General features: G+C 37.2%; 22 protein-coding genes. 11 read left to right on the top strand and 11 right to left on the bottom strand.

Annotation, left to right across the window (positions count from 1 at the left end):
* Positions 1-72: 72 nt before the first annotated feature.
* On the bottom strand, positions 73-822 hold the full coding sequence (locus QZ620_RS08740; protein ID WP_295180810.1) for an SDR family oxidoreductase: 750 nt from the start codon (positions 820-822) through the stop codon (positions 73-75).
* A gap of 155 nt (positions 823-977) precedes the next feature.
* Complete coding sequence (locus QZ620_RS08735) at positions 978-1,688, bottom strand: SDR family oxidoreductase (protein ID WP_295180808.1); 711 nt, start codon at positions 1,686-1,688, stop codon at positions 978-980.
* Positions 1,689-1,906: 218 nt separating this feature from the next.
* Here QZ620_RS08735 and QZ620_RS08730 point away from each other — a divergent pair, with 218 nt between their 5' ends.
* From QZ620_RS08730 to QZ620_RS08720, 3 genes are all read left to right on the top strand, one after another.
* On the top strand, positions 1,907-2,323 hold the full coding sequence (locus tag QZ620_RS08730; RefSeq protein WP_295180806.1) for a hypothetical protein: 417 nt from the start codon (positions 1,907-1,909) through the stop codon (positions 2,321-2,323).
* Positions 2,324-2,394: 71 nt separating this feature from the next.
* On the top strand, positions 2,395-3,012 hold the full coding sequence (locus QZ620_RS08725; protein ID WP_295180805.1) for a VTT domain-containing protein: 618 nt from the start codon (positions 2,395-2,397) through the stop codon (positions 3,010-3,012).
* Between the two features lie 124 nt (positions 3,013-3,136).
* Positions 3,137-3,295: a YqaE/Pmp3 family membrane protein gene (locus tag QZ620_RS08720; protein WP_295180803.1), complete on the top strand. Its 159-nt coding sequence runs from the start codon at positions 3,137-3,139 to the stop codon at positions 3,293-3,295.
* 53 nt (positions 3,296-3,348) lie between these two features.
* Here the strand turns inward: QZ620_RS08720 and galE are convergent, their stop codons facing one another.
* Positions 3,349-4,392, bottom strand: a complete 1,044-nt coding sequence (galE, locus tag QZ620_RS08715) for a UDP-glucose 4-epimerase GalE (protein WP_295180801.1) — start codon at positions 4,390-4,392, stop codon at positions 3,349-3,351.
* A 139-nt stretch (positions 4,393-4,531) separates the two neighbouring features.
* On the opposite strand from galE, the gene QZ620_RS08710 reads away from it, so the two are divergent.
* The 4 genes from QZ620_RS08710 to QZ620_RS08695 are packed head-to-tail and all read left to right on the top strand — an operon-like array spanning position 4,532 to position 8,187.
* Positions 4,532-4,816 (top strand): DUF3817 domain-containing protein, encoded by a 285-nt coding sequence (locus QZ620_RS08710; RefSeq protein ID WP_295180799.1) that lies wholly within the window; start codon positions 4,532-4,534, stop codon positions 4,814-4,816.
* A 9-nt stretch (positions 4,817-4,825) separates the two neighbouring features.
* Complete coding sequence (locus QZ620_RS08705; RefSeq protein WP_295180798.1) at positions 4,826-6,100, top strand: mechanosensitive ion channel domain-containing protein; 1,275 nt, start codon at positions 4,826-4,828, stop codon at positions 6,098-6,100.
* 14 nt (positions 6,101-6,114) lie between these two features.
* The gene (locus QZ620_RS08700; RefSeq protein ID WP_295180796.1) at positions 6,115-7,218 is read left to right on the top strand and encodes an endonuclease/exonuclease/phosphatase family protein; all 1,104 of its coding nucleotides are present in this window, start codon (positions 6,115-6,117) and stop codon (positions 7,216-7,218) included.
* A 57-nt stretch (positions 7,219-7,275) separates the two neighbouring features.
* Positions 7,276-8,187 (top strand): mechanosensitive ion channel family protein, encoded by a 912-nt coding sequence (locus QZ620_RS08695; protein ID WP_295180794.1) that lies wholly within the window; start codon positions 7,276-7,278, stop codon positions 8,185-8,187.
* Here QZ620_RS08695 and QZ620_RS08690 read toward each other — a convergent pair whose 3' ends face one another.
* The 3 genes from QZ620_RS08690 to QZ620_RS08680 form a co-directional block, all read right to left on the bottom strand.
* Complete coding sequence (locus QZ620_RS08690) at positions 8,188-8,574, bottom strand: hotdog domain-containing protein (RefSeq protein WP_141877801.1); 387 nt, start codon at positions 8,572-8,574, stop codon at positions 8,188-8,190. It lies immediately after the preceding gene.
* Between the two features lie 123 nt (positions 8,575-8,697).
* On the bottom strand, positions 8,698-9,117 hold the full coding sequence (locus tag QZ620_RS08685; RefSeq protein WP_295180791.1) for an NUDIX hydrolase: 420 nt from the start codon (positions 9,115-9,117) through the stop codon (positions 8,698-8,700).
* A 5-nt stretch (positions 9,118-9,122) separates the two neighbouring features.
* A complete protein-coding gene (locus tag QZ620_RS08680; protein WP_295180790.1) occupies positions 9,123-10,475 on the bottom strand; it encodes an NAD-dependent succinate-semialdehyde dehydrogenase in 1,353 nt (450 codons plus the stop codon).
* Between the two features lie 163 nt (positions 10,476-10,638).
* Here QZ620_RS08680 and QZ620_RS08675 point away from each other — a divergent pair, with 163 nt between their 5' ends.
* Complete coding sequence (locus QZ620_RS08675) at positions 10,639-11,049, top strand: glyoxalase (protein ID WP_295180788.1); 411 nt, start codon at positions 10,639-10,641, stop codon at positions 11,047-11,049.
* Here the strand turns inward: QZ620_RS08675 and QZ620_RS08670 are convergent.
* Both QZ620_RS08670 and QZ620_RS08665 read right to left on the bottom strand, forming a co-directional pair.
* Entirely contained in the window at positions 11,023-11,757 is a 735-nt protein-coding gene (locus tag QZ620_RS08670; RefSeq protein ID WP_295180786.1) for a DUF3307 domain-containing protein, read from the bottom strand. The genes QZ620_RS08675 and QZ620_RS08670 overlap by 27 nt on opposite strands.
* Positions 11,747-12,412, bottom strand: a complete 666-nt coding sequence (locus tag QZ620_RS08665; RefSeq protein WP_295180784.1) for a hypothetical protein — start codon at positions 12,410-12,412, stop codon at positions 11,747-11,749. The genes QZ620_RS08670 and QZ620_RS08665 overlap by 11 nt, the downstream gene beginning before the upstream one ends.
* 154 nt (positions 12,413-12,566) lie before the next feature.
* Between QZ620_RS08665 and QZ620_RS08660 the strand changes: the two genes are divergently transcribed.
* Entirely contained in the window at positions 12,567-13,019 is a 453-nt protein-coding gene (locus tag QZ620_RS08660; RefSeq protein ID WP_295180783.1) for a transcription elongation factor, read from the top strand.
* Between the two features lie 7 nt (positions 13,020-13,026).
* Here the strand turns inward: QZ620_RS08660 and QZ620_RS08655 are convergent, their stop codons facing one another.
* A complete protein-coding gene (locus QZ620_RS08655; RefSeq protein ID WP_295180781.1) occupies positions 13,027-15,072 on the bottom strand; it encodes an HDIG domain-containing metalloprotein in 2,046 nt (681 codons plus the stop codon).
* A gap of 114 nt (positions 15,073-15,186) precedes the next feature.
* Between QZ620_RS08655 and QZ620_RS08650 the strand changes: the two genes are divergently transcribed.
* Together QZ620_RS08650 and QZ620_RS08645 are read left to right on the top strand one after the other, a co-directional pair.
* The gene (locus QZ620_RS08650) at positions 15,187-16,368 is read left to right on the top strand and encodes an acetyl-CoA C-acyltransferase (protein ID WP_295180779.1); all 1,182 of its coding nucleotides are present in this window, start codon (positions 15,187-15,189) and stop codon (positions 16,366-16,368) included.
* 15 nt (positions 16,369-16,383) lie between these two features.
* On the top strand, positions 16,384-17,136 hold the full coding sequence (locus QZ620_RS08645; RefSeq protein WP_295180777.1) for an NlpC/P60 family protein: 753 nt from the start codon (positions 16,384-16,386) through the stop codon (positions 17,134-17,136).
* An 80-nt stretch (positions 17,137-17,216) separates the two neighbouring features.
* On the opposite strand, the gene QZ620_RS08640 is transcribed toward QZ620_RS08645, so the two are convergent.
* Positions 17,217-18,449, bottom strand: coding sequence for a tetratricopeptide repeat protein (locus tag QZ620_RS08640; RefSeq protein WP_295180775.1), 1,233 nt, complete (start codon positions 18,447-18,449; stop codon positions 17,217-17,219).
* Positions 18,450-18,470: 21 nt separating this feature from the next.
* Positions 18,471-19,955: DNA gyrase C-terminal beta-propeller domain-containing protein (locus QZ620_RS08635; RefSeq protein ID WP_295180773.1), on the bottom strand; the 1,485-nt coding region annotated here is incomplete at its 5' end.

Genomic DNA, 19,955 nt, shown 5'->3' with positions numbered 1-19,955 from the left:
ACGGGGCTAACAAACCCCGTTATTCAATACTTACACAGTTTTTAATATAGTGCCTTATTATACTCTAAGATACTATTGTTCCTGATCTGTTGGCATGATAAAAACATCATTCACATTTGCACGTTTTGGCTGTGTTAGAGAATAATAGATCGCATCTGCAATATCCTGAGCTTCCAGCGGAGTCATCTCTTTAAAATTGGAAAGTAATTCTTCCTTAATCTCATCATCTGTGATGGAATCTATAAGCTCTGTATCTACGAAACCTGGTTCAATAGATGTCACATTAATTCCGAATTTAGGTGCCAGCTCCATTCTTAATCCTTCAGAAAACATTTTTACTGCAGATTTTGTAGCACAGTAAATGGCTCCACCAGGATAGATCTTATTAGCAGCACTTGATGAAATATTAATGATATTACCCGACTTCTGTTCCATCATCGTTGGTAATACGGCTGCTACTCCATTCATAACTCCTTTAATATTAACATCAATCATCTTATCCCATTCATCTGTATGCAGATTTTTTACATAAGATAAAGGCATTAGACCGGCATTATTGATTAGACCATCAATACTATTAACTTCTTTCTTAGTTTTCTCGACCAATGTCTTGAAATTATCCTTATTGGTAACATCACCGGTTACTACCAGCGCTTTTCCAGCGTTTAATCCATCTACCTTCTTTTTTAATTCATTCAGACGTTCTTCTCTTCTAGCAGTCAAAACTACATTAGCACCTTCCTTTGCTAATTTCAGTGCAGTTGCTTCACCAATTCCACTAGATGCTCCTGTAATAATAATAGTCTTTCCTTCAATACTCATAATCTTATTCTTTTGATTCTTGTACAAATTTAATGGATGGATAGCCTGAAACCTTAGTGAATACAGGCTTGGTCTTCAATTTAACCTTAACTCTTAAGCTTGTTAATGAAAAAAGCCACTCGAATCGAGTGGCTTTAATAATAAGGATTTTAAACTTATTTTTTCGGAGGACGAGCCGGTCTTACTTCAATTTTACTTGGAAGCGTTCTTGGATTCATTTTCAGAAGGTCTCCAACTAATTCTCCAATGTCCTCACTTTGGATTTTCCAGGCATCTTCTTCTGAAGGCTCGTTGCCATTGAAATGCGTTGCAACAGATCCAGGCATGATGGTACTTACTTTGACTCCCTTATCTCGAAGATCCAGCATGATTGCCTGAGAAAAACCTGTGACAGCAAATTTACTGGCATTATATGCGGCTCCTCCTGCAAAATAGTTCGTACCGGCAAGACTTGAAATCGTAATAATATATCCTTCAGTTTTCTTCAAGGCCTCAACACTAGCTTTTACTGAATAAAATAGTCCGTTTAAGTTTGTATCTATAGTATCCTTCCAGTCTTCTACGCTCAACTCATCTACTGATCCAAAATTACCAACCCCGGCATTCGCGACAAGAATATCAAGCTGCCCCCATTTGTCCAGTAATTGCTTTACAGCTTTCTGCTGACTTTCATAACTACGTACATCTGCTTCCAGACCAAGAGCTTCTCCACTCGCAGATAAATTCTTCGCAGCATCTTCCGCAGAAGATAATGACCTGCTAGTAATAGCCACTTTATAACCCATTTTAAGAAGCGTTTCAGCAACTCCGTATCCTATCCCTTTACTACCTCCAGTGATTAGTGCAGTTTTATTATTTGTACTCATAACTTAAATTTTTTTGAAGTTTAAAGCTAAGAAAGGCTTGAAGTACATAGAAATTTCTGGCGGTAAGATATTGTTAATTTTAAAGGTTAAATACTTAATAAAACCTATCAAAACACTTTTATAGAAATGTAAAAAAACTAACTTTGTCTGCTCAGGTAAAGAGTAGGATTACACCTATAAATACCTAATTAGTACTGACCAATTTAATAGAGAAAACCTTGGAAAACATTAAAGCACAAAAGTTACTTAATAAGATTCAGCGTGACCTTATGCGCAACGGAATCATAATCAATACTATCGTAGAAGACCTTAAAGAGTTGAGAAAACTGGTAGTTGAGGAGAATATTCCACTTTTGGCAAAAGTTACAAGATTGGCTCATGAACATATTAGTGAAAATCAGGACTTCCTCATCGCTATTCCAGATGATGTACCAGTTGAACTGGACGAAAATGGTGATCCTATCGAAATTGAGACTGAAGAAGAAACTGAAGTTGAGAATTCAGAAGAAATTACAGGACAGGAAAGTCTAGAGTATATGTTATCCTTAATGGCCGAACATTCTAATAAGTTGAACGAAGAAGAACTTCGAGAGTATGTGAAGGCTCTTAAAGCTGATGCTGGAGAGGATTACTAATAGTCCTGCACCTATAACGGATCACAATTTTAGGATTAGAAATTGCTACTATAAAGAAAGAAGGAGAATTGATGAAAGACAAAGCGAAATCTAAAAAGAAGTCGCGAATCCGCTTATTGCACCAATACTACAGTTATACCGGTTTTTATTCTTTCGTTCTTGGGAGTTTAAGAAAAGCCGTTTTACCAATTGTACTATTTGTAGCTGCTTTGTGGGCGATCGATCACTTTCTCCTGGATATCGAAGATATGCTGGTTACTGTAACTGAAACTTACAGTCCATGGCAGGTATTATCTATCTTCTTTCTATCAGAATCCTTATTAGGCCTGGTTCCTCCAGAGCTATTTATCGCCTGGGCTGGAAAGTCTGCTATCCCATTTCTGTATTTATCATTACTAGCTTTAGGCTCATACCTTGGTGGGGTCGTTTCTTACTGGATTGGTGTTTCTATCACTAAGATTCCAGCCGTACACAATGCACTGGAACTTAAACTTGCCAAACATATTAAGAACACCCGTAAATGGGGAGGTTTTCTAATTATTGTTGGAGCTCTACTTCCTATCCCTTTTGCGATGACCAGTATCGCCGCAGGAATTATTAGATTCCCTTTTCCAAGTTACCTAATCTTTGGTTTACTTAGGTTTGCCAGGTTCTATTTATACGCCCTGGTTATATTTGAAATGGTTTAACGCTTTGTTAGAGGTTGCTTATAAACTTTTCCCAAGGTTTATGGCAATTATTGAGTATCCTTCTACCTTGCGAGCCTGTTGAACAAATGTTCAGCAGAACTATTAACCAAATAAATCAAAAGCTATGTCAATTCTTACAGTTGTTTTAAACATCCTATTACCACCATTGGCCGTGTTCATGAAACATGGACTTGGAGTAACATTCTTAATTAGTTTATTGCTAACGGCGTTAGGTTGGATTCCAGGTGTAATTCACGCGTTTCTTGTTAACGGAACGAAATAGAAAAAAAAGACCGGCATTTGCCGGTCTTTTTTTCTTTGATTAGTCTCCAGTAATTAATCCTGATCTTCTTCCTTTTTCTCTACTAGCTTCTGCCATTTCCAGGCACTATCCAATGCTTCATCCAGAGATCTTTTTGCTTTCCAGTTCAAATGATCATTTGCTTTATTAGTATCTGCATATGCTGCGGTGATATCCCCTTCTCTTCTACCCACGATTTTATAAGACAGATTCTTTTCAGAAACTTTTTCGAAAGACTTTATAACTTCGAGAACTGTATTACCGTTTCCTGTTCCAAGATTAAAAACTTCGTAATTCTGATTCTCATTTTCCGATAGTAGACGTTTTAAAGCTGAAACATGGGCTTCTGCAAGGTCCATAACATGAATGTAATCGCGTATAGCTGTTCCATCTCTGGTAGGATAATCATCCCCATATACAGAAAGTTCAGACCTTTTTCCAATCGCAGTTTGCGTAATGAAAGGCACTAGATTTTGCGGAGTTCCAATTGGAAGTTCCCCAATTTCCCCAGAATGATGTGCTCCAATTGGATTAAAATAACGCAAGGAAATTGCCTTTAAAGCCTGATTGACCTTACAAGTATCCCTGATGATCTCCTCACCTATCTGCTTTGTATTTCCATATGGAGATTCAGCTTGCTTTACCGGTGCATTCTCAGTTATAGGTAACTCATCAGCCTGTCCATAAACCGTACATGAAGAACTGAAAATAAAGTTGGCCTTCTCCCTATTATTTAGTTCATGCAATAAGTACACTAAGGTTGAAAGGTTATTTTCGTAATATAATAATGGATTTATGACACTTTCTCCAACTGCTTTAGAAGCAGCAAAGTGAATTACGTTTTCTAAATTCGGATACTTCTCGAAAAAATCCTTTACTGCAGATTTTTCCCTGAGATCTATATTTTCAAATTCAGGGGTTTTACCGCTAATTTGAGTTATTCCTCCAAGAACATCTATCGATGAGTTCGAAAGATTATCTATGATTACCACTTCAAATCCTTCCTGTTGTAAGGCTACTACGGTGTGTGATCCAATAAAACCAAGACCGCCAGTAACCAGTACTTTTTTATTATTCATAATTTCATTTTACAGTCGCAAAATACTAAAATTGCCAGATAACATTTATCACTACTCTATTAAATTGCTCATAAAGCATAGCCGTTAAGCGAGGTCATCTATATAATATCAATTATCTTTGTTGCTCAAAATTAGCTTTATGGCTTTGAAACATAAGATTACTGTATTTAAGTGGGTTAGCATACTGGAAGGTATTTCATTTTTGGTATTATTACTCATAGCAATGCCTTTAAAATACATTCTGGATATGCCGGCTATGGTTAAACATGTGGGTATGGCACACGGAGTACTTTTTGTAGCTTATGTTGTAGGAGCTTTATTACTTATAAAGCCAATGAACTGGGGACTTAAGCAGATCGCAATCATTTTTGGTTGCTCATTTATTCCATTCGGACCATTTTACGTAGAGAAAAAATATCTCTAACATTTAAAAATGGAAAACATGATCGATATTATTTGTTTTCTCGAAGATCTATTCCTCGAGTATGGAATGAATGCTGTCCTGGCACAGTATTTAAACCTGTTGATCAACATTGTTGCACTAACGTTTATCGTGTTTGCAGTTAATTATGTAGTTAAACATTTTGTGATTGAGGCCATCAGTGCATTTACCAATCGTACAAAAACCACGATAGACGACTTTCTTATTAAAAGTAACTTCCCGAGATATATAGGGAGGTTTGTACCTATCTATATAGTTTACGAGTTATTCCCTTTAATTTTTATAGATTTTCCGAAGATCTTGGAATTCTTCTTTTATACAATGAAGATCTATATTATCATTCTGGTGGTATGGATATGTCGTAGTGTGCTTCGTTCTACAAGAAATTACCTGAAAACGAGGTCTGAGTTTAATGACAAACCACTGGAAAGTTTCAGCCAGATCATCATGATCTTTCTTTGGATCATTGGTCTAATGTTCATGTTTTCGGTTATTACAGGTAAATCTGTAATTGGATTCGCAATATCCTTAGGTGCTGCTTCCGCAGTAATTTTACTGATTTTTAAGGATACAATCTTAGGTTTAGTTGCCTCCATACAAGTGTCTGTAAATGATATAGTTAGAATTGGAGACTGGATCACATTTCAAAAATTTGGCGCAGATGGAACGGTCACGGAAATTAATCTTGCAACGGTTCGGGTACAAAACTGGGACAATACTTATACCACTATTCCAACCTATAGTCTAATTTCCGATTCCTTTCAGAACTGGAGAGGTATGCAGGAGTCTCCAGGAAGAAGAATTAAACGTTCGGTTTTTATCAAACAGAATTCCGTAAAATTTCTAGGACCCGAAGACATTGCTAAGCTGAAAAAGATTCAGCTGATAGCTCCTTACCTGGAAAACAGGCAATCTGAAATTGACAAGTATAATGAGACAAATAATATAGATAAGAGTGTACTTATAAATGGAAGGAATCAAACAAACCTGGGAATTTTCAGGAAATATGCAGACTCATATTTGCAGGATCATTCAGCTATCCATAAAGAAATGTATCTCATTGTAAGACATCTTGCTCCTACACCTAATGGAATACCCTTGGAAATCCTCTGTTTCAGTAGAGATAAACGCTGGGAAAATTTTGAGTATATTTCCGCAGATATTTTTGATCATCTTATCGCTGCCATACCTTATTTCGATCTTCAGTTGTTTGAAGCTCCATCAGGTGATGACATTCGTAATTTTCTTTCAGAAAGATCAAACTAACTAATTAACCAAAAATGAAATTAAAACCTTTTCTACAGGGCTTCGGAATTCTTGCCGTACTAATCACTTTAATTCCGATTGTCGCTGTAGACTTTTGGTGGGTGAGAATGTTCGATTATCCGCATATTCAGCTAACGTTGCTTACACTAATGGCAATTTTCGCTTACTTTTTAAGGTTTAAAATTTCAAATTGGAGAGATTATGCTTTTATGATCATACTAGTAGGTTGCTTTATCTACCAATCTGTAAAGATCTTACCATATACTCCACTTGTTCCTTACGATGTAGGACAGCCAACTGAAGCGGTTGACGATCAAACGGGAATGATGTTGCTGACCTCGAATGTACTTCAAAAGAACAAAGAGAAGGCGATCCTGATCGAAGAGATGAAAAAATTAAATCCCGATGTAGCTGTTTTTACTGAAACTGACATTAAATGGGCAGATGCATTAAAATCTGGTATTGGGAGCGACTATCCTTATAAAGTTGAAGTGCCGCTTGATAATACATACGGAATGCTTTTATATTCAAAATTTAAGTTGTATAATTCTCAGGTTAAATACATCGTGGATGATAGTATTCCATCTATTCATACTGAAATTGAACTACGATCCGGGGATAGAATTCAATTACACGCAATTCACCCTACTCCTCCAATGCCACAACATAATCCATCATCTTCAGATCGAGATGCTGAAATGATGAAAATTGCTCTTGAAGCTATGGATTCTGATATTCCTGTTGTAGTGATAGGAGATTATAACGATGTTGCCTGGTCGCAAACTACAAGTATGTTTCAGACTGTTGGTGAATTGCTGGACGTGAGAAAAGGACGTAGTTTCTATAATACTTTTAATGCCAAAAGTTTTATCATGCGCTGGTCGCTGGATCATATATTTGTTTCTGAAGAATTTAGAGTAGAAAAGATCGCTTTAGGAGATGATGTAAAATCTGATCATTTTCCATTTTACGCCCAGCTATATTTACAAGCAGAGCTGGCAGAAGAGCAAAAGCCTGATGATGCTCCGGAAGATGAGATCAAAAAGGCGAAAGAACAAATTGCCGACGAAGAGAATGAAAATACAGAGAAAGGTACAAATGGATCAAGTAATCAATAATTCTCCTGGGTTTTACTAACCTCCTCAAATTATTTATTTTTATAGAAAAAGGAACTCATGCAAAGTCAGGCGAAACAGGAGCTGGAAACGATAGAAGGATCGTTTAATCAATTTTATCAAAATTTAATTGATCAATTACCTGGTATTGGACTCGGTTTAGTGATTATCGTGTTAGGTGTGCTTATTGGCATCTGGTTGGGAAGATTTTTCACCAAACGAATATCTGCCAGAACTTCAGATCCTTTAATGAGTAAGTTTCTTGGTAAGGCTATTAGGTTCCTGATCATTATTACATCCATTATGCTTGCCTTGAAAGCTGCGGGTCTTGGAGGTGTTGCTACCGGTATCCTTACCGCAGCCGGCGCCAGTGCTGTTGTTTTGGGTTTTGCGTTCAAAGATATTGGTGAAAATTTTATCGCGGGAATAATTTTAGCCTTTAATCGTCCATTTGATGTAAACGATACTGTAGAAATTGGTAATAACTTCGGAAAAGTGAAAGCCCTAGAATTTAGATACACAAAGCTGAAAACATTTGATGGAAAGGATGTGTATATCCCAAACAGTGATGTATTAACCAAACCAGCGACCAATTATACTGAAGACGGATTTTTTCGGTGGAGCTTTATAATTGGGATTGCTTATGAAGATAATATTGATGGTGCTAAAAAGACAGTGATGGAAGCCTTACGAAAAGAGCCAACCGTCATTGAAGATGCAGAACATCAAAATTTTGTTATCGAGGATGAACTTGCCACCAGTACGGTGAATCTAAAAGTGTTTTTCTGGGTGGACACTACCGATTTTAGAATGCAGGCGATGATTACAAAAGGAAATGTTGTAAGAGCGGTAAAAGAGGCATTGGAAGACAATGGCTACTACCTGCCTGCTGATATTCAGGAAATTAAGTTATATGGTGGCGAGACAGACTTTCCTGTTGGTGTGGCTACTAAAAAAGAAAAAACCGACTAGTTATTTGAGTCGGTCTTTTACAAATTCTATTTTATTCTTCCCATGTGGTTTGGGTTTTCCATCGTCTCCCAACGCCACCATAACTATGCGATCTACGGTAATAATGGTTTCTCTGGTCATTTTATTTCGAACTTCACATTGAAGCGTAAGAGAAGCGGTTCCAAATTTAATTACCTCGATCCCAATCTCCACGATATCACCCTGATGAGCAGAACTACGAAAGTCTATCTCACTCATATATTTAGTAACGGTTTTAGGGTTTTCCAGTTGAACTATACTATATAAAGCACATTCTTCGTCTATCCATTCCAACAAACGGCCACCAAATAAAGTTCCGTTAGGGTTTAAGTCTTCAGGTTTAATCCATTTTCTGGTATGAAATCTCATGTTTTTATTTTTGAAGATAATTAAAAAGACCCGCTAAATAACGGGTCTGTAATAGAATTAGCATATTCTGAAAAAACTAAAATCAATTTAAAAATTCTTCAGAAAATGATTTATAAAATTAGATTATAAGAATTGCTGTGCAACATTAATGATCTCGTCATGATCAAATGCCAGTTCCATTTTAGGCAAATCTTCCACAGCAACCCATCTGGCATCCTGAGCATCATCTGAGGGAGAAAGATCTTCTTCGCAAAAGATCCTGCTTAAGAATGCTATTGAAATTGTATGACCCCTAGGATCACGACCCGGATTACCAAAGGCCTGTACCTGTTCCATACTTCTAACGACTACGCCGGTCTCCTCTTTCAGTTCTCTCTTTGCTGCAGTTTCCAGTTCCTCCCCTTCATCCACAAATCCGCCAGGAAGTGCCCATTGATCTTTAAATGGCTCATTTTTACGCTGAATTAATAAAACCTTGAATTGATCGTTTGTCTTACAGAATACGACGCTGTCAGCTGTTACTGCTATCTTATTATCTGCCATAAAGTTTATTTTATATAGACTGTTTTTTTATTTACAAATTCCTGAATACCGTCTAAAGAAAGTTCCCGACCATAACCTGAAATTTTGGTTCCCCCAAATGGAAGTCGAGGATCACTTTTTACAAGCTCATTGACGAAAACTGCTCCATCCTCAAATTCCGGAATTATATTTTTTGCAAATTCTAAATCTTCCGTAAAAATTGAAACTCCTAAGCCAAAATCTGAACTATTTACAAGTTCAATAGCTTCTTCCGCAGTTTTAAATCTGGTGATACCAATTGCTGGTCCAAATGTTTCCTCTTTGAAGATGGCCATCTCCTTAGTTACCCCATCCAGAACCGTAGGCTGCATATAAGCTCCATCTCTTTCACCACCAATGAGAATCTTCGCTCCGGCATCCACAGAGGCTCTTATCTGTTTTTCAAGATCTTCCGCAAGATCTGCTCTGGCCATTGTTCCAATAAACGTATCCTTGTGCATAGGATCTCCACTTTTGAGTTCCTTTACTTTTTCAACATACTTCTTTGTGAACTCTTCGGCGATATTTTCCTGAAGTAAAAGTCTTTTTCCTGCAATACAGCTTTGTCCTGTATTTTGAAACCTTGCTTGAATACAAGTGTCAAGCGCTGACTCTAAATCTGCGTTGTCGAAAACCACCAGTGCATTACTACCCCCTAATTCCAGTACAGATTTTTTTATCTCACTACCTGCTGTAGAAGCTACTGCAGACCCGGCAGGCTTAGAACCTGTGAGAGTAACTGCCTTTATTCTTTTATCTTTTATAACATCATCGATCTTGTCGCTTCCTACCGTCATATTCTGAAAGCAATATTTAGGGAAACCAGCTCTCTCAAATACTTTTTGAATATTATTCGCAGAACGCATGACATTGCTGGCATGTTTAAGAACCCCTATATTGCCAGCCATTAGGGCGGGCGCAGCAAATCTAAAGACTTGCCAGAATGGATAGTTCCAGGGCATAACAGCCAGAACTACACCAATAGGTTCGTAACTTACATAACTGTTTTGTGCATCTGTATCTAATAGCCTGTCAGCAAGATGTTCTTCTGCATGCTTGGCGTAATACTCACAGACCCAGGCACATTTTTCAATTTCAGAAATACTTTGAGAAATAGGTTTACCCATTTCAAGCGTTATATCTCGAGCATATTCCTCTTTATTTGCTTTAAGCTCTTCCGCAGCATTATTCATAAATTCAGCACGCTCGCTCATAGTGGTTTTTCTCCAGAGTTTGTATCGTTGCTGTGCGTTATCTAAAACTTCATCAATCTGTTCTTTAGAAAGTTCTTCAAATTTTTCAATGGACTCACCGGTATATGGATTCTTAGATTCTATCATGATTTTATTTAGCTTTTATTTTAAATATAAGAACTTGAAGGTGTCTCCCAAGTTCGATTAAGAGAGATTTAACTCGCAGTTGTTTATAAACAGTTTACAACTAAGCTGATGGCATAGTGGTTAAGATATCTCTATTGGTTATATTTAATAAAACCAACACGTCATGAATCCTAGAGACATAAAATTGCTGGAACTCAGGCCCGAGATTCCTTCTGCCAGAATTACTGATAATATGAGTGACGAGGAACGTTTTCAAAATGAAACAATTCGTCCTGTAGCCAAACTTCAGAATGATTTGATCCTGGCTATGTTTAGAAATTACATCAAGAAGCACAAAAACAAATTCTACGAATTGAAACTGGATCGCAGATTGATTTACATCGAAACTGCAATTCAGAAGGATATAAAATTCAGAAACAGTTTAAAAGGTGCGATCATCGGGCAGTTTACTATTGAAGAGTACGACAAGTATATCCTCAATAGTTCTGCATTAAATAAGCGAATGATGAATATTGTTCGCGAAAGATTACAGAGTAATATTCAATTACTAGAAAAACATGACGTAGCGTACTAGGAAGCCTACAATAACTGTGATGGTAAAACTCATAAGCGTTCCTACCAGAACGTATTCGGTCTGTTTCCTTGCTCCGGTTTCAGCCTTATCGCTAAACCTAAGAATCGATTTTGCGGCTATCAGGAACCCAATTGCTGAAAAATTATCGGTTAGAATAAATGTAAGCACAAGAATTCTTTCAAAAATCCCAATATAACGGCCAGCGGCATCGAGACTATTTTTCTGTAGATCATCTTTCACTTCTGTTTGCCAGCGACTTGTAGCTTTGCCAATTAAAAATCCTGAAGGGAAGATCACCATTAAATATCCCATAATGACTGCAAGGATCGAAGAGGAATTGATCATTTCCTGTAAAAACAAGATCACATTTTTAAAATTATCTGTGAGATAAAGCCACGCAAAAATGATAGCTATTAAATGAAGTAGCTGATCCAGCACAAACATTTTTAAAGTGTCTTTTCCTGACTGTAATTTCCAAAGGTCTACAATAAAGTGAGTAACACCTATAAATATTGCAATATACCAGAGTTCAGGATCTGCCAGGAATATAAAAGTTAGAATTCCCGCTACGATCGAATGTAAGTAAAGGAATCGGGATCTGCCTTTTTTTCGTCTTTTATGCTCCACCCATTTCGTAGGCTGTAGGACAAAATCGGTTACTACATGTGCCAGTAACAATTGTAAAAGAACCAAAATACTATTCTCCATCTATAAAATGTTGTTTCATAACTTGTTCATATCGCTCCATCAAACTTAAGATAGCATCCCATCCGGCAGCCTTTTTACGCTGATTAACAGCTGACTGACTAATTCCCAATGTATCTGCAATCTCCGTTTCTTTCATTTCCTTTAGCAGATAATAGATAACTTCTGCTGAAGCACTACTCCATTTATCTGTGATGGTATCAAATAGCAAAAATGCATTATCAAATTCATTGTTAATCTCATTAATACCGGTTGTTAACGTCATTTTCCTACCCGTCTTCTTCATTTCGTCAAGAGTACGACCAGAGAATTGAAAAGCTTCCCCGTTTGATTCCATGATCGAATCTCTTTTAAACCCTATTTTTCCAATACCTATCGAAATTCTAAGATCAGCCTCAATACGATAGGAATTAGAATGAATAGCTTCTTGGGATCGTAATTTATTAACCGCTGTTTTGATTCTTAAAGCACTTCGGAATGAAAATACAGGTTCTAATACACCTTGTATACTATCACCTCTATACAATTCAAATTTAGAATTCTTATACTTCATTTCAATTCCCTCGATTTCTGCATTGATAATGTCCAGAACCTCAGTAAGTAATTCCGCTGAATATTTGGTGGAATTTAGCAAGTCGGCGGTAATAACTGCAAACATAATTTAATGTATAAAAAATTAAGTATAAAGACTAATATAGCAATATTATAAGCAAATAGACTTATTTCCTATAAAGCATATTAAATATTTCCTAATTGCTCGGCTATGACTTTTAGCTTAATTAATTTTAATTCCAATCTAGAAATAAAATAAAATGGTAGCTAATAAAGCAGAATTATTCAACAAATGTCTCGATACCGTAAATAGACAGATCGATAAATATCAAAATGAAATGGACCAGATCAAGCAGTCCATGGAGAACAATGATGCTCATACAGATTATGATGAGGACGATAGTAAAGGACAATTGCTTGGTGACTTTGAAAAGTATGCTGAATACCTTGACAACTCAAGGAAAATGAAAGAAAAACTAAGCAAAATAGACAGAAACCATTATACGGAAGCTGTTGATTTTGGGAGTGTTATAGAGACCAATGATAACTATTACTTTATATCTGCCGCTTTAGGTAAAATTGATATGGAGGATGGAACATCAGTATATGCAATTAGTATAGATGCTCCAATCTTTAGTGAAATGAAAGGTAAAAAAGCTGGTGATAAATTTTCATTCAATGGCAAAGAACAGGAAATAAAAGAAGTTCACTAGAATTCTTTTATTCCGGGTATTCGATCCTGAGATGGTAGATGTTTTTCAACTTCCGTTTCAGGATCTTTTTTATGGTCTGAATTTCCTTAAATGTAATATTGGAATTTAAAAACTGACCTTCATCCATTTGCTTATCGATTATCTTTTCAACAAAACTATCAATTAGAACAGCAGTTGGTTCCTTTAAACTTTTACTGGCAGCTTCTACACTATCGCACATCATCAGGATGGCAGTTTCCTTACTAAAAGGAATTGGACCAGGATATTTAAAATCATCTGGAGCAGCATTATCATTACTTTCCATCTCTTTTTTGTAGAAATAGTAAACGGTGCTGGTTCCATGATGAGTTCGAATAAAATCGATCACCCTATCCGGTAAATTGTTCTTTTTCGCGATCTCAATTCCTTTAATTACATGCTCAATGATAATTTGTGCACTTTCTCTAGGTGAAAGCTCATCATGTGAATTGACCGATGTAGTTTGATTTTCTGTGAAGTATGTTGGATTGTGCATTTTACCAATATCATGGTATAGTGCTCCTACCCTCACCAGCATTGCATTTGCCTGAATTTCATTTGCAGCAGCTTCGGCAAGGTTCGCTACATTTAAACTATGATGAAATGTCCCTGGTGCTTTTTCAGCAAGTTGTTTCAGTAACTTTGAATTAGTATCTGAAAGTTCCAATAATGACATATCTGAAACCATTCCAAAGATTTTTTCATATACATAGATAAGAGGCTGAACGAATAAGGTTGCCAGCCCACCAAGTAGAAAAGTAAGAAAGACTTCAGCACTAATATCATCGACTGTTCCTTCCTGAATGATCGTAAATGCGAAGTAAGCAATAATATAAACCAGCGTGATCTGCCCTACTGATATGAACAGGTTCGCTCTTTTATAAAGTTCACTAATGGTCAAGATCGTCACAATACCCGCTATGATCTGTAAAAACATATACTCATAGCTGTTTGGAACTATAAATCCTATGAGGAGCACTGTTATTACGTGAGTGAACAACCCAAGTCTTGCATCAAAGAAGGCTTTTAAGGTAAGCGGAAGGATACATAAAGGCACGACATAGACGTAGTTGATATCGAAATTTATGACCAGGGTGGTTAACATTACCATAAAGATGATGTTGAAAAATATGAAAGTTACCTTCACATTATTTTCAAAAATACTGGTGCGATACTTACGCATGAATAATAGCAACATAAGCAAAGCCAGCGCTACCAGCGTACTGTAACCAACGATGATCCAGTTATAATTCGTCTGGCTCCAAACCTGTGATTCATACTCAGCTTTCAGGGATCTAAGGATATGGTATTTATTTCCTTCAACTACTTCTCCCTTTGCTATGATTCTGCTTCCCTGCTCAATGATTCCACGAGTGTAACTGATATTATTCAGCTTACTCTGAAGCTCTTTCTGGGTTAACTCATTATTAAAAGTTACGTTGGGCTCTATGGAGTTAAAGAAAACCTCTAGCAATTCGGTTTTAAAAGAACTAAATCCTGCACTGCTAATCTCCTCGCTAAGAAAACTGCGAATCTGGCCCTGTTTCAGAATTCGGCTATATTCAACTTCTGAAGCTTCATTACCTTTTAATAAATATACCAGCTGATCTGGCTCTAATCTTTCACTTTCCTGAAGAAGTCCGAACTGGTAGATCTTACCTACCGTTTTCTGAACAAAATTATCGACAATGGTTTCGTAGACCTTTAAAGTCGTATCTGCAAAGACATTATTAACCTCCTGAAGAGCATCATTTTTTATTCGCTCCTCTTTCTCGGCATCAAAATTATAGTAAGGAATATGGGCCTTCTGGATATCCTGCTGTTCTGCGGAAATCTCCTCATCGGTTTTTAATATGGCAAAATCAAATGGAGCATATAAATTCTCATACTGCCACGGTTTCCCCTTCGGAATATCGTATTTGAATTTACCTCCTTTTGGCAGTAGGTAAACGATCAAAACTGAAGTAAGTATGAATAGGAAAACTTTATAAAAAAGTGCCTGATTCTTGTAAAGCCTGTTTACGAAATCGCTCATATATATTGAGGTAATGCTCAAATGTAGTAAAAATAGGGCTCATTAAGCTTAGGTTATTAAATTCCTTATAAAATCACTAACTTCGCAACACTCGAAATAATTAGATTTAAACATATGAATAAAGAAGTAGTTATAGTAAGCGCTGCGAGGACTCCAATAGGTAGTTTTCTTGGTAGCTTATCCAGCATTCCCGCAACTAAATTAGGTTCTATAGCCATTAAAGGTGCGCTTGATAAAATCAATCTAAAACCTGAAATGGTTCAGGAAGTTTTGATGGGTAACGTTGTACAGGCGGGTAATGGTCAGGCACCTGCGAGACAGGCATCACTTGGTGCCGGAATTCCTGATTCTGTGCCATGTACCACAGTGAACAAAGTATGTGCCAGCGGTATGAAAACAGTAATGCAGGCAGCTCAATCTATTATGCTTGGCGATAACGATATTGTTGTTGCCGGTGGAATGGAAAACATGAGTTTGATCCCTCACTATGTTCACATGAGAAATGGGAAGAAATTTGGACCTGCGACTTTGGAAGACGGAATGCAAAAAGATGGTTTAGTAGACGCCTACGATCATAATGCTATGGGTGTTTGCGCCGACTTATGTGCTACTGAACATAATTTCTCACGCGAAGATCAGGATGATTTTGCTAGAAAATCTTATGAAAGATCTGCCCAAGCCTGGAAAGACGGGAAATTTGATAATGAAGTAGTACCGGTAGAAGTTCCTCAAAGAAAGGGTGATCCTGTGATCGTAAAAGAAGACGAAGAATTTAAAAATGTTCGAATGGACAAGATCTCTTCTCTGCGACCTGCTTTTTCTAAAGATGGAACAGTAACCGCTGCAAACGCATCTACCATTAATGATGGTGCTGGCGCCGTAGTTTTGATGAGTCGCGAAAAAGCTGATGAACTTGGTTTAAAACCTCTAGCAACGATTAAGAGTTTCGCTGATGCTGCTACAGAACCAAAATGGTTTACTACTGCTCCATCTAAAGCTTTACCTAAAGCTATTGAAAAGGCTGGAATTAGCCTTGATGAAGTTGATTTCTTTGAATTTAACGAAGCATTTGCCGTTGTAGGACTTGCTAATATGAAGATATTAGGATTATCAGACAAGAACACAAACGTTAACGGTGGTGCTGTATCTCTAGGACATCCACTTGGATGTAGTGGAGTTCGTATTTTAATCACGTTACTAAACGTACTGGAACAAAATAATGGAAAAATTGGTGCTGCGGCAATCTGTAATGGTGGCGGTGGTGCATCAGCAATGGTTATAGAACGTCATTCATAAGTCAAGTTTTTGTAGATGCAATATGGAATTTGCCATTTAAGTATTGTTCCGCTTAGAAATTCATCATCTGCAGAAGGTGAAATGGTTTCTCAAATCTTGTACGGTGAACACTTCAAGGTTTTGGAAAGAAGAGCACACTATAGCAAGATTAGAAATTCTCATGACAGCTTCGAAGCCTGGATTGATAATAAGCAATATAGAATGATCGAAGAATCTGACTATCAAAATCTAGATGGTCAGACTCTTCAATTATCCTCAGACCTTATCGAATTTATTACAGATGAAAAAGGTTTGCTTATGCCCATAGTTTTGGGTAGTTCAGTTAGATTTTCAGAGCAGCTGAATCATAAATTCGAAGGAGAGTACGACAATACTTCCGGGCGTACAAAGTCAGATCTTATAATAACAGCCAGCTTATACATTAATACACCTCAAACTTCTGGTGGCAGAACACCATTCGGTATAGATGCAGCAGGGTTTACGCAGGCCGTGTATAGAATTAATGGATATAAACTGGACAGGGAAGCTGCTTCACAGGCTAAACAAGGTGAAGCTCTTAGTTTTATTGAAGAGAGTGAACCCGGAGATCTGGCATTTTTCGATGATCAGGATGGTGTTATTAACCATGTGGGTATGATGATGCAGGACAACTATATCATTCATGTAGATGGAAAAGTTCGAATTGACAGAATAGACCATTCAGGAATTTTCAATACCGAACTTCAAAAGCATACTCACAAACTACGTGTGATCAAAAAGATTATTTGATTGCATTGATTTTTTCTATTTTAAGGACATAAAAAAACCCGCTGAAATTTCAGCGGGTTTTTTATGATTAGTTATATTTATTATAACCTGTCCTTTAAAGCATCTGCTTTCTCTTGTTGATCAAGATTGGTATATAAATTCATCGCTGTTTTTACGATTTCCTTATTCTCTGGATCTACTTCCATCGCTTTCTCAAGGTATGGTAAAACCTTTTTATAAAGATCTTTTCTTTGAGCGTCAAGTTCATCATAACGAGCATTGTCCTTTTTGCTCATTCCAAGATTGTTCATCTCATCGATAAGTGCTCTCTCCTCACCTAACATTGCAGCAACCATATTGATTCTTGCTTCATTATATTCTGAATCGATCTCTAGAGCCGTCTTATAACTTTCTACCGCCTTTTCAGTATTCTCAATTTCAGCATACATTAAGCCAATGTTATTATAAACACCAGGGTTGGATTTATCCATGTTTCCCGCTTCTTCCAGGATAGAAATTGCTTTCTCCTTTTCACCCATCTGGTAGTACATATTCGCTTCTGAAAGTAATAGATCTACATCATTCGGGTTTGCAGCTTTTGCAGCGTCAATAGATTCGATAGCCTTATCGTATTGCTCCTGGTTAATATAAATTCTGGCAACTAAGGAAGCAATCTCTCCTTTTTTGGAAGGAATTGGTTCTACTTTTGGATCCTTATATTGTCCTGTCTTTACCATAAGATCCATTTGTTCTTTAGAACCCATGTTCTCTTTTTCCCCAGTTTCAATATTTACGGCAGTATAAGACTTACCTGAACCATCGTAACCAAGATCACTTAGTTCTTCAAGATATTCAACAGCCTTACCATATTCCTGAGCATTCACTAAATTGTTAGCGGCATAATACAGATATACAGTATCCTGCTTACTCATTTGGTAGCTTGTGTATAATTTATCTGCTGCCGACTTGTAATCTTCTTTCCCCTGGTCTTCAATTGCAGAGTTAATAAGATCATTCTTCATTTTAGTAAGTGCTGCGGAAGCATCCTCGTTTCCAAGTTCTGCCGCCTTAGCGTAGGCCATAGCCGCTGTTTGCACATCTTCATTTGAAGGATTTCCTGAAGAATAAGCTTTACCTTTATATAGGTAAAATCTCTCCTGCCATTTGTCATTCAATTCGGAAAGATTTGCTTCAGCAACTTTTAGCTGAGCCTTAGCTTCAGTAAAATTCTTGTCTTCAATAGCGTCTTCCGCATTTTTAACCTGGTCCTTCTGTGCGAACGTCGTCATGGTTAGAAATGACACAGCCGCAGCCGTTAAGATATTCGTTTTCATTGTTGTTTTGGTTTTTTATTTTTATTCTTCACTATCATCAGCAATAGTCGTGCCATCGGTCTGACTCTCCCCGCCTACAGGCTTTTCCGCATCTTCCATTAGCTCAACATCATCTTCATCATGCAATACTTTTGCCACTGCAGCTATAGAATCATTACCCTTAAGGTTGATCAGTCTCACACCCTGTGTAGCACGGCCCATAACTCTCAAATTCTCAACAGCCATTCTAATTACAATCCCAGATTTATTAATGATCATAAGATCATCGTCGTCTGAAACGTTCTTGATTGCGACAAGTTGTCCTGTTTTATCAGTAACCGAAATTGTTTTAACTCCCTTACCACCTCTATTGGTGATTCGGTAATCCTCCAGGCTTGATCTTTTACCATAACCATTCTCAGAAACTACGAGAATATCTGAATCAAATTCGTTCACAGAAACCATTCCAACAACTTCATCGTTATCGTCGGCAAGCGTAATTCCACGAACACCTGAGGCATTTCTACCCATAGGTCGGGTTTTGCTTTCCTCAAATCTAATCGCCTTACCACTTTTAAGCCCTAACATCACCTGGCTATTACCAGTAGTTAGTTTCGCTTCGAGTAATTCATCACCATCCTTAATAGTAATAGCATTGATACCATTTGTTCTAGGACGGCTGTATTTCTCAAGACTTGTTTTCTTGACCTGTCCTTTTTTGGTGGCCATGATAACGAAATGATTATTTACGTATTCTTCATCTTTAAGATCCTGAGTACAGATAAAGGCATTCACCTTATCTTCAGGTTCGATATTAATAAGATTCTGAATCGCTCTACCTTTTGAAGCTTTACTTCCTTCCGGAATTTCATAAACTCTCATCCAGTAACATTTACCGTTTTGAGTAAAGAATAACATATACTGGTGGTTGGTACCTACGAAAAGGTATTCAAGGAAATCTTCATTTCTGGTATTAGATCCTTTTTGTCCAACTCCTCCTCTATTCTGAGTCTTATATTCATTTAAAGAGGTTCGTTTGATATACCCTGCATGGGAAATAGTGATCACTACCTTCTCATCCGGGATCATATCTTCTATACTAAGATCACCACCAGCATATTCGATTTGAGATCTTCTTTCATCCCCGTACTTTTCCTGTACTTCCAGAAGTTCATTTTTAATAACTTCCATCCTACGCTCTTTTCGAGCCAGAATATCTTCCAGATCTTCGATTGTTTTAATGATGTCATCATATTCAGCTCTCAGCTTATCCTGTTCAAGACCGGTAAGTTGTCTCAATCGCATTTCTACGATCGCTTTAGCCTGAATTTCTGAAAGTTCAAAACGATCAATTAATTTATTACGTGCTTCTTCAGCATTAGAAGAAGAGCGTATCAATGCGATCACTTCGTCTATATTATCAGAAGCAATAATCAATCCTTCCAGGATGTGGGCACGCTCCTTTGCCTTCCGCAGTTCAAATTCAGTCCTTCTTACAACCTCATCATGTCTGTGTTCTACGAAGTG

It is taken from the genome of uncultured Christiangramia sp., from assembly GCF_913046405.1.
Taxonomy (GTDB): domain Bacteria; phylum Bacteroidota; class Bacteroidia; order Flavobacteriales; family Flavobacteriaceae; genus Christiangramia; species Christiangramia marina.
Note: the sequence above shows the minus strand (reverse complement) of the source record. Positions and strands in the feature narration are given on the sequence as shown.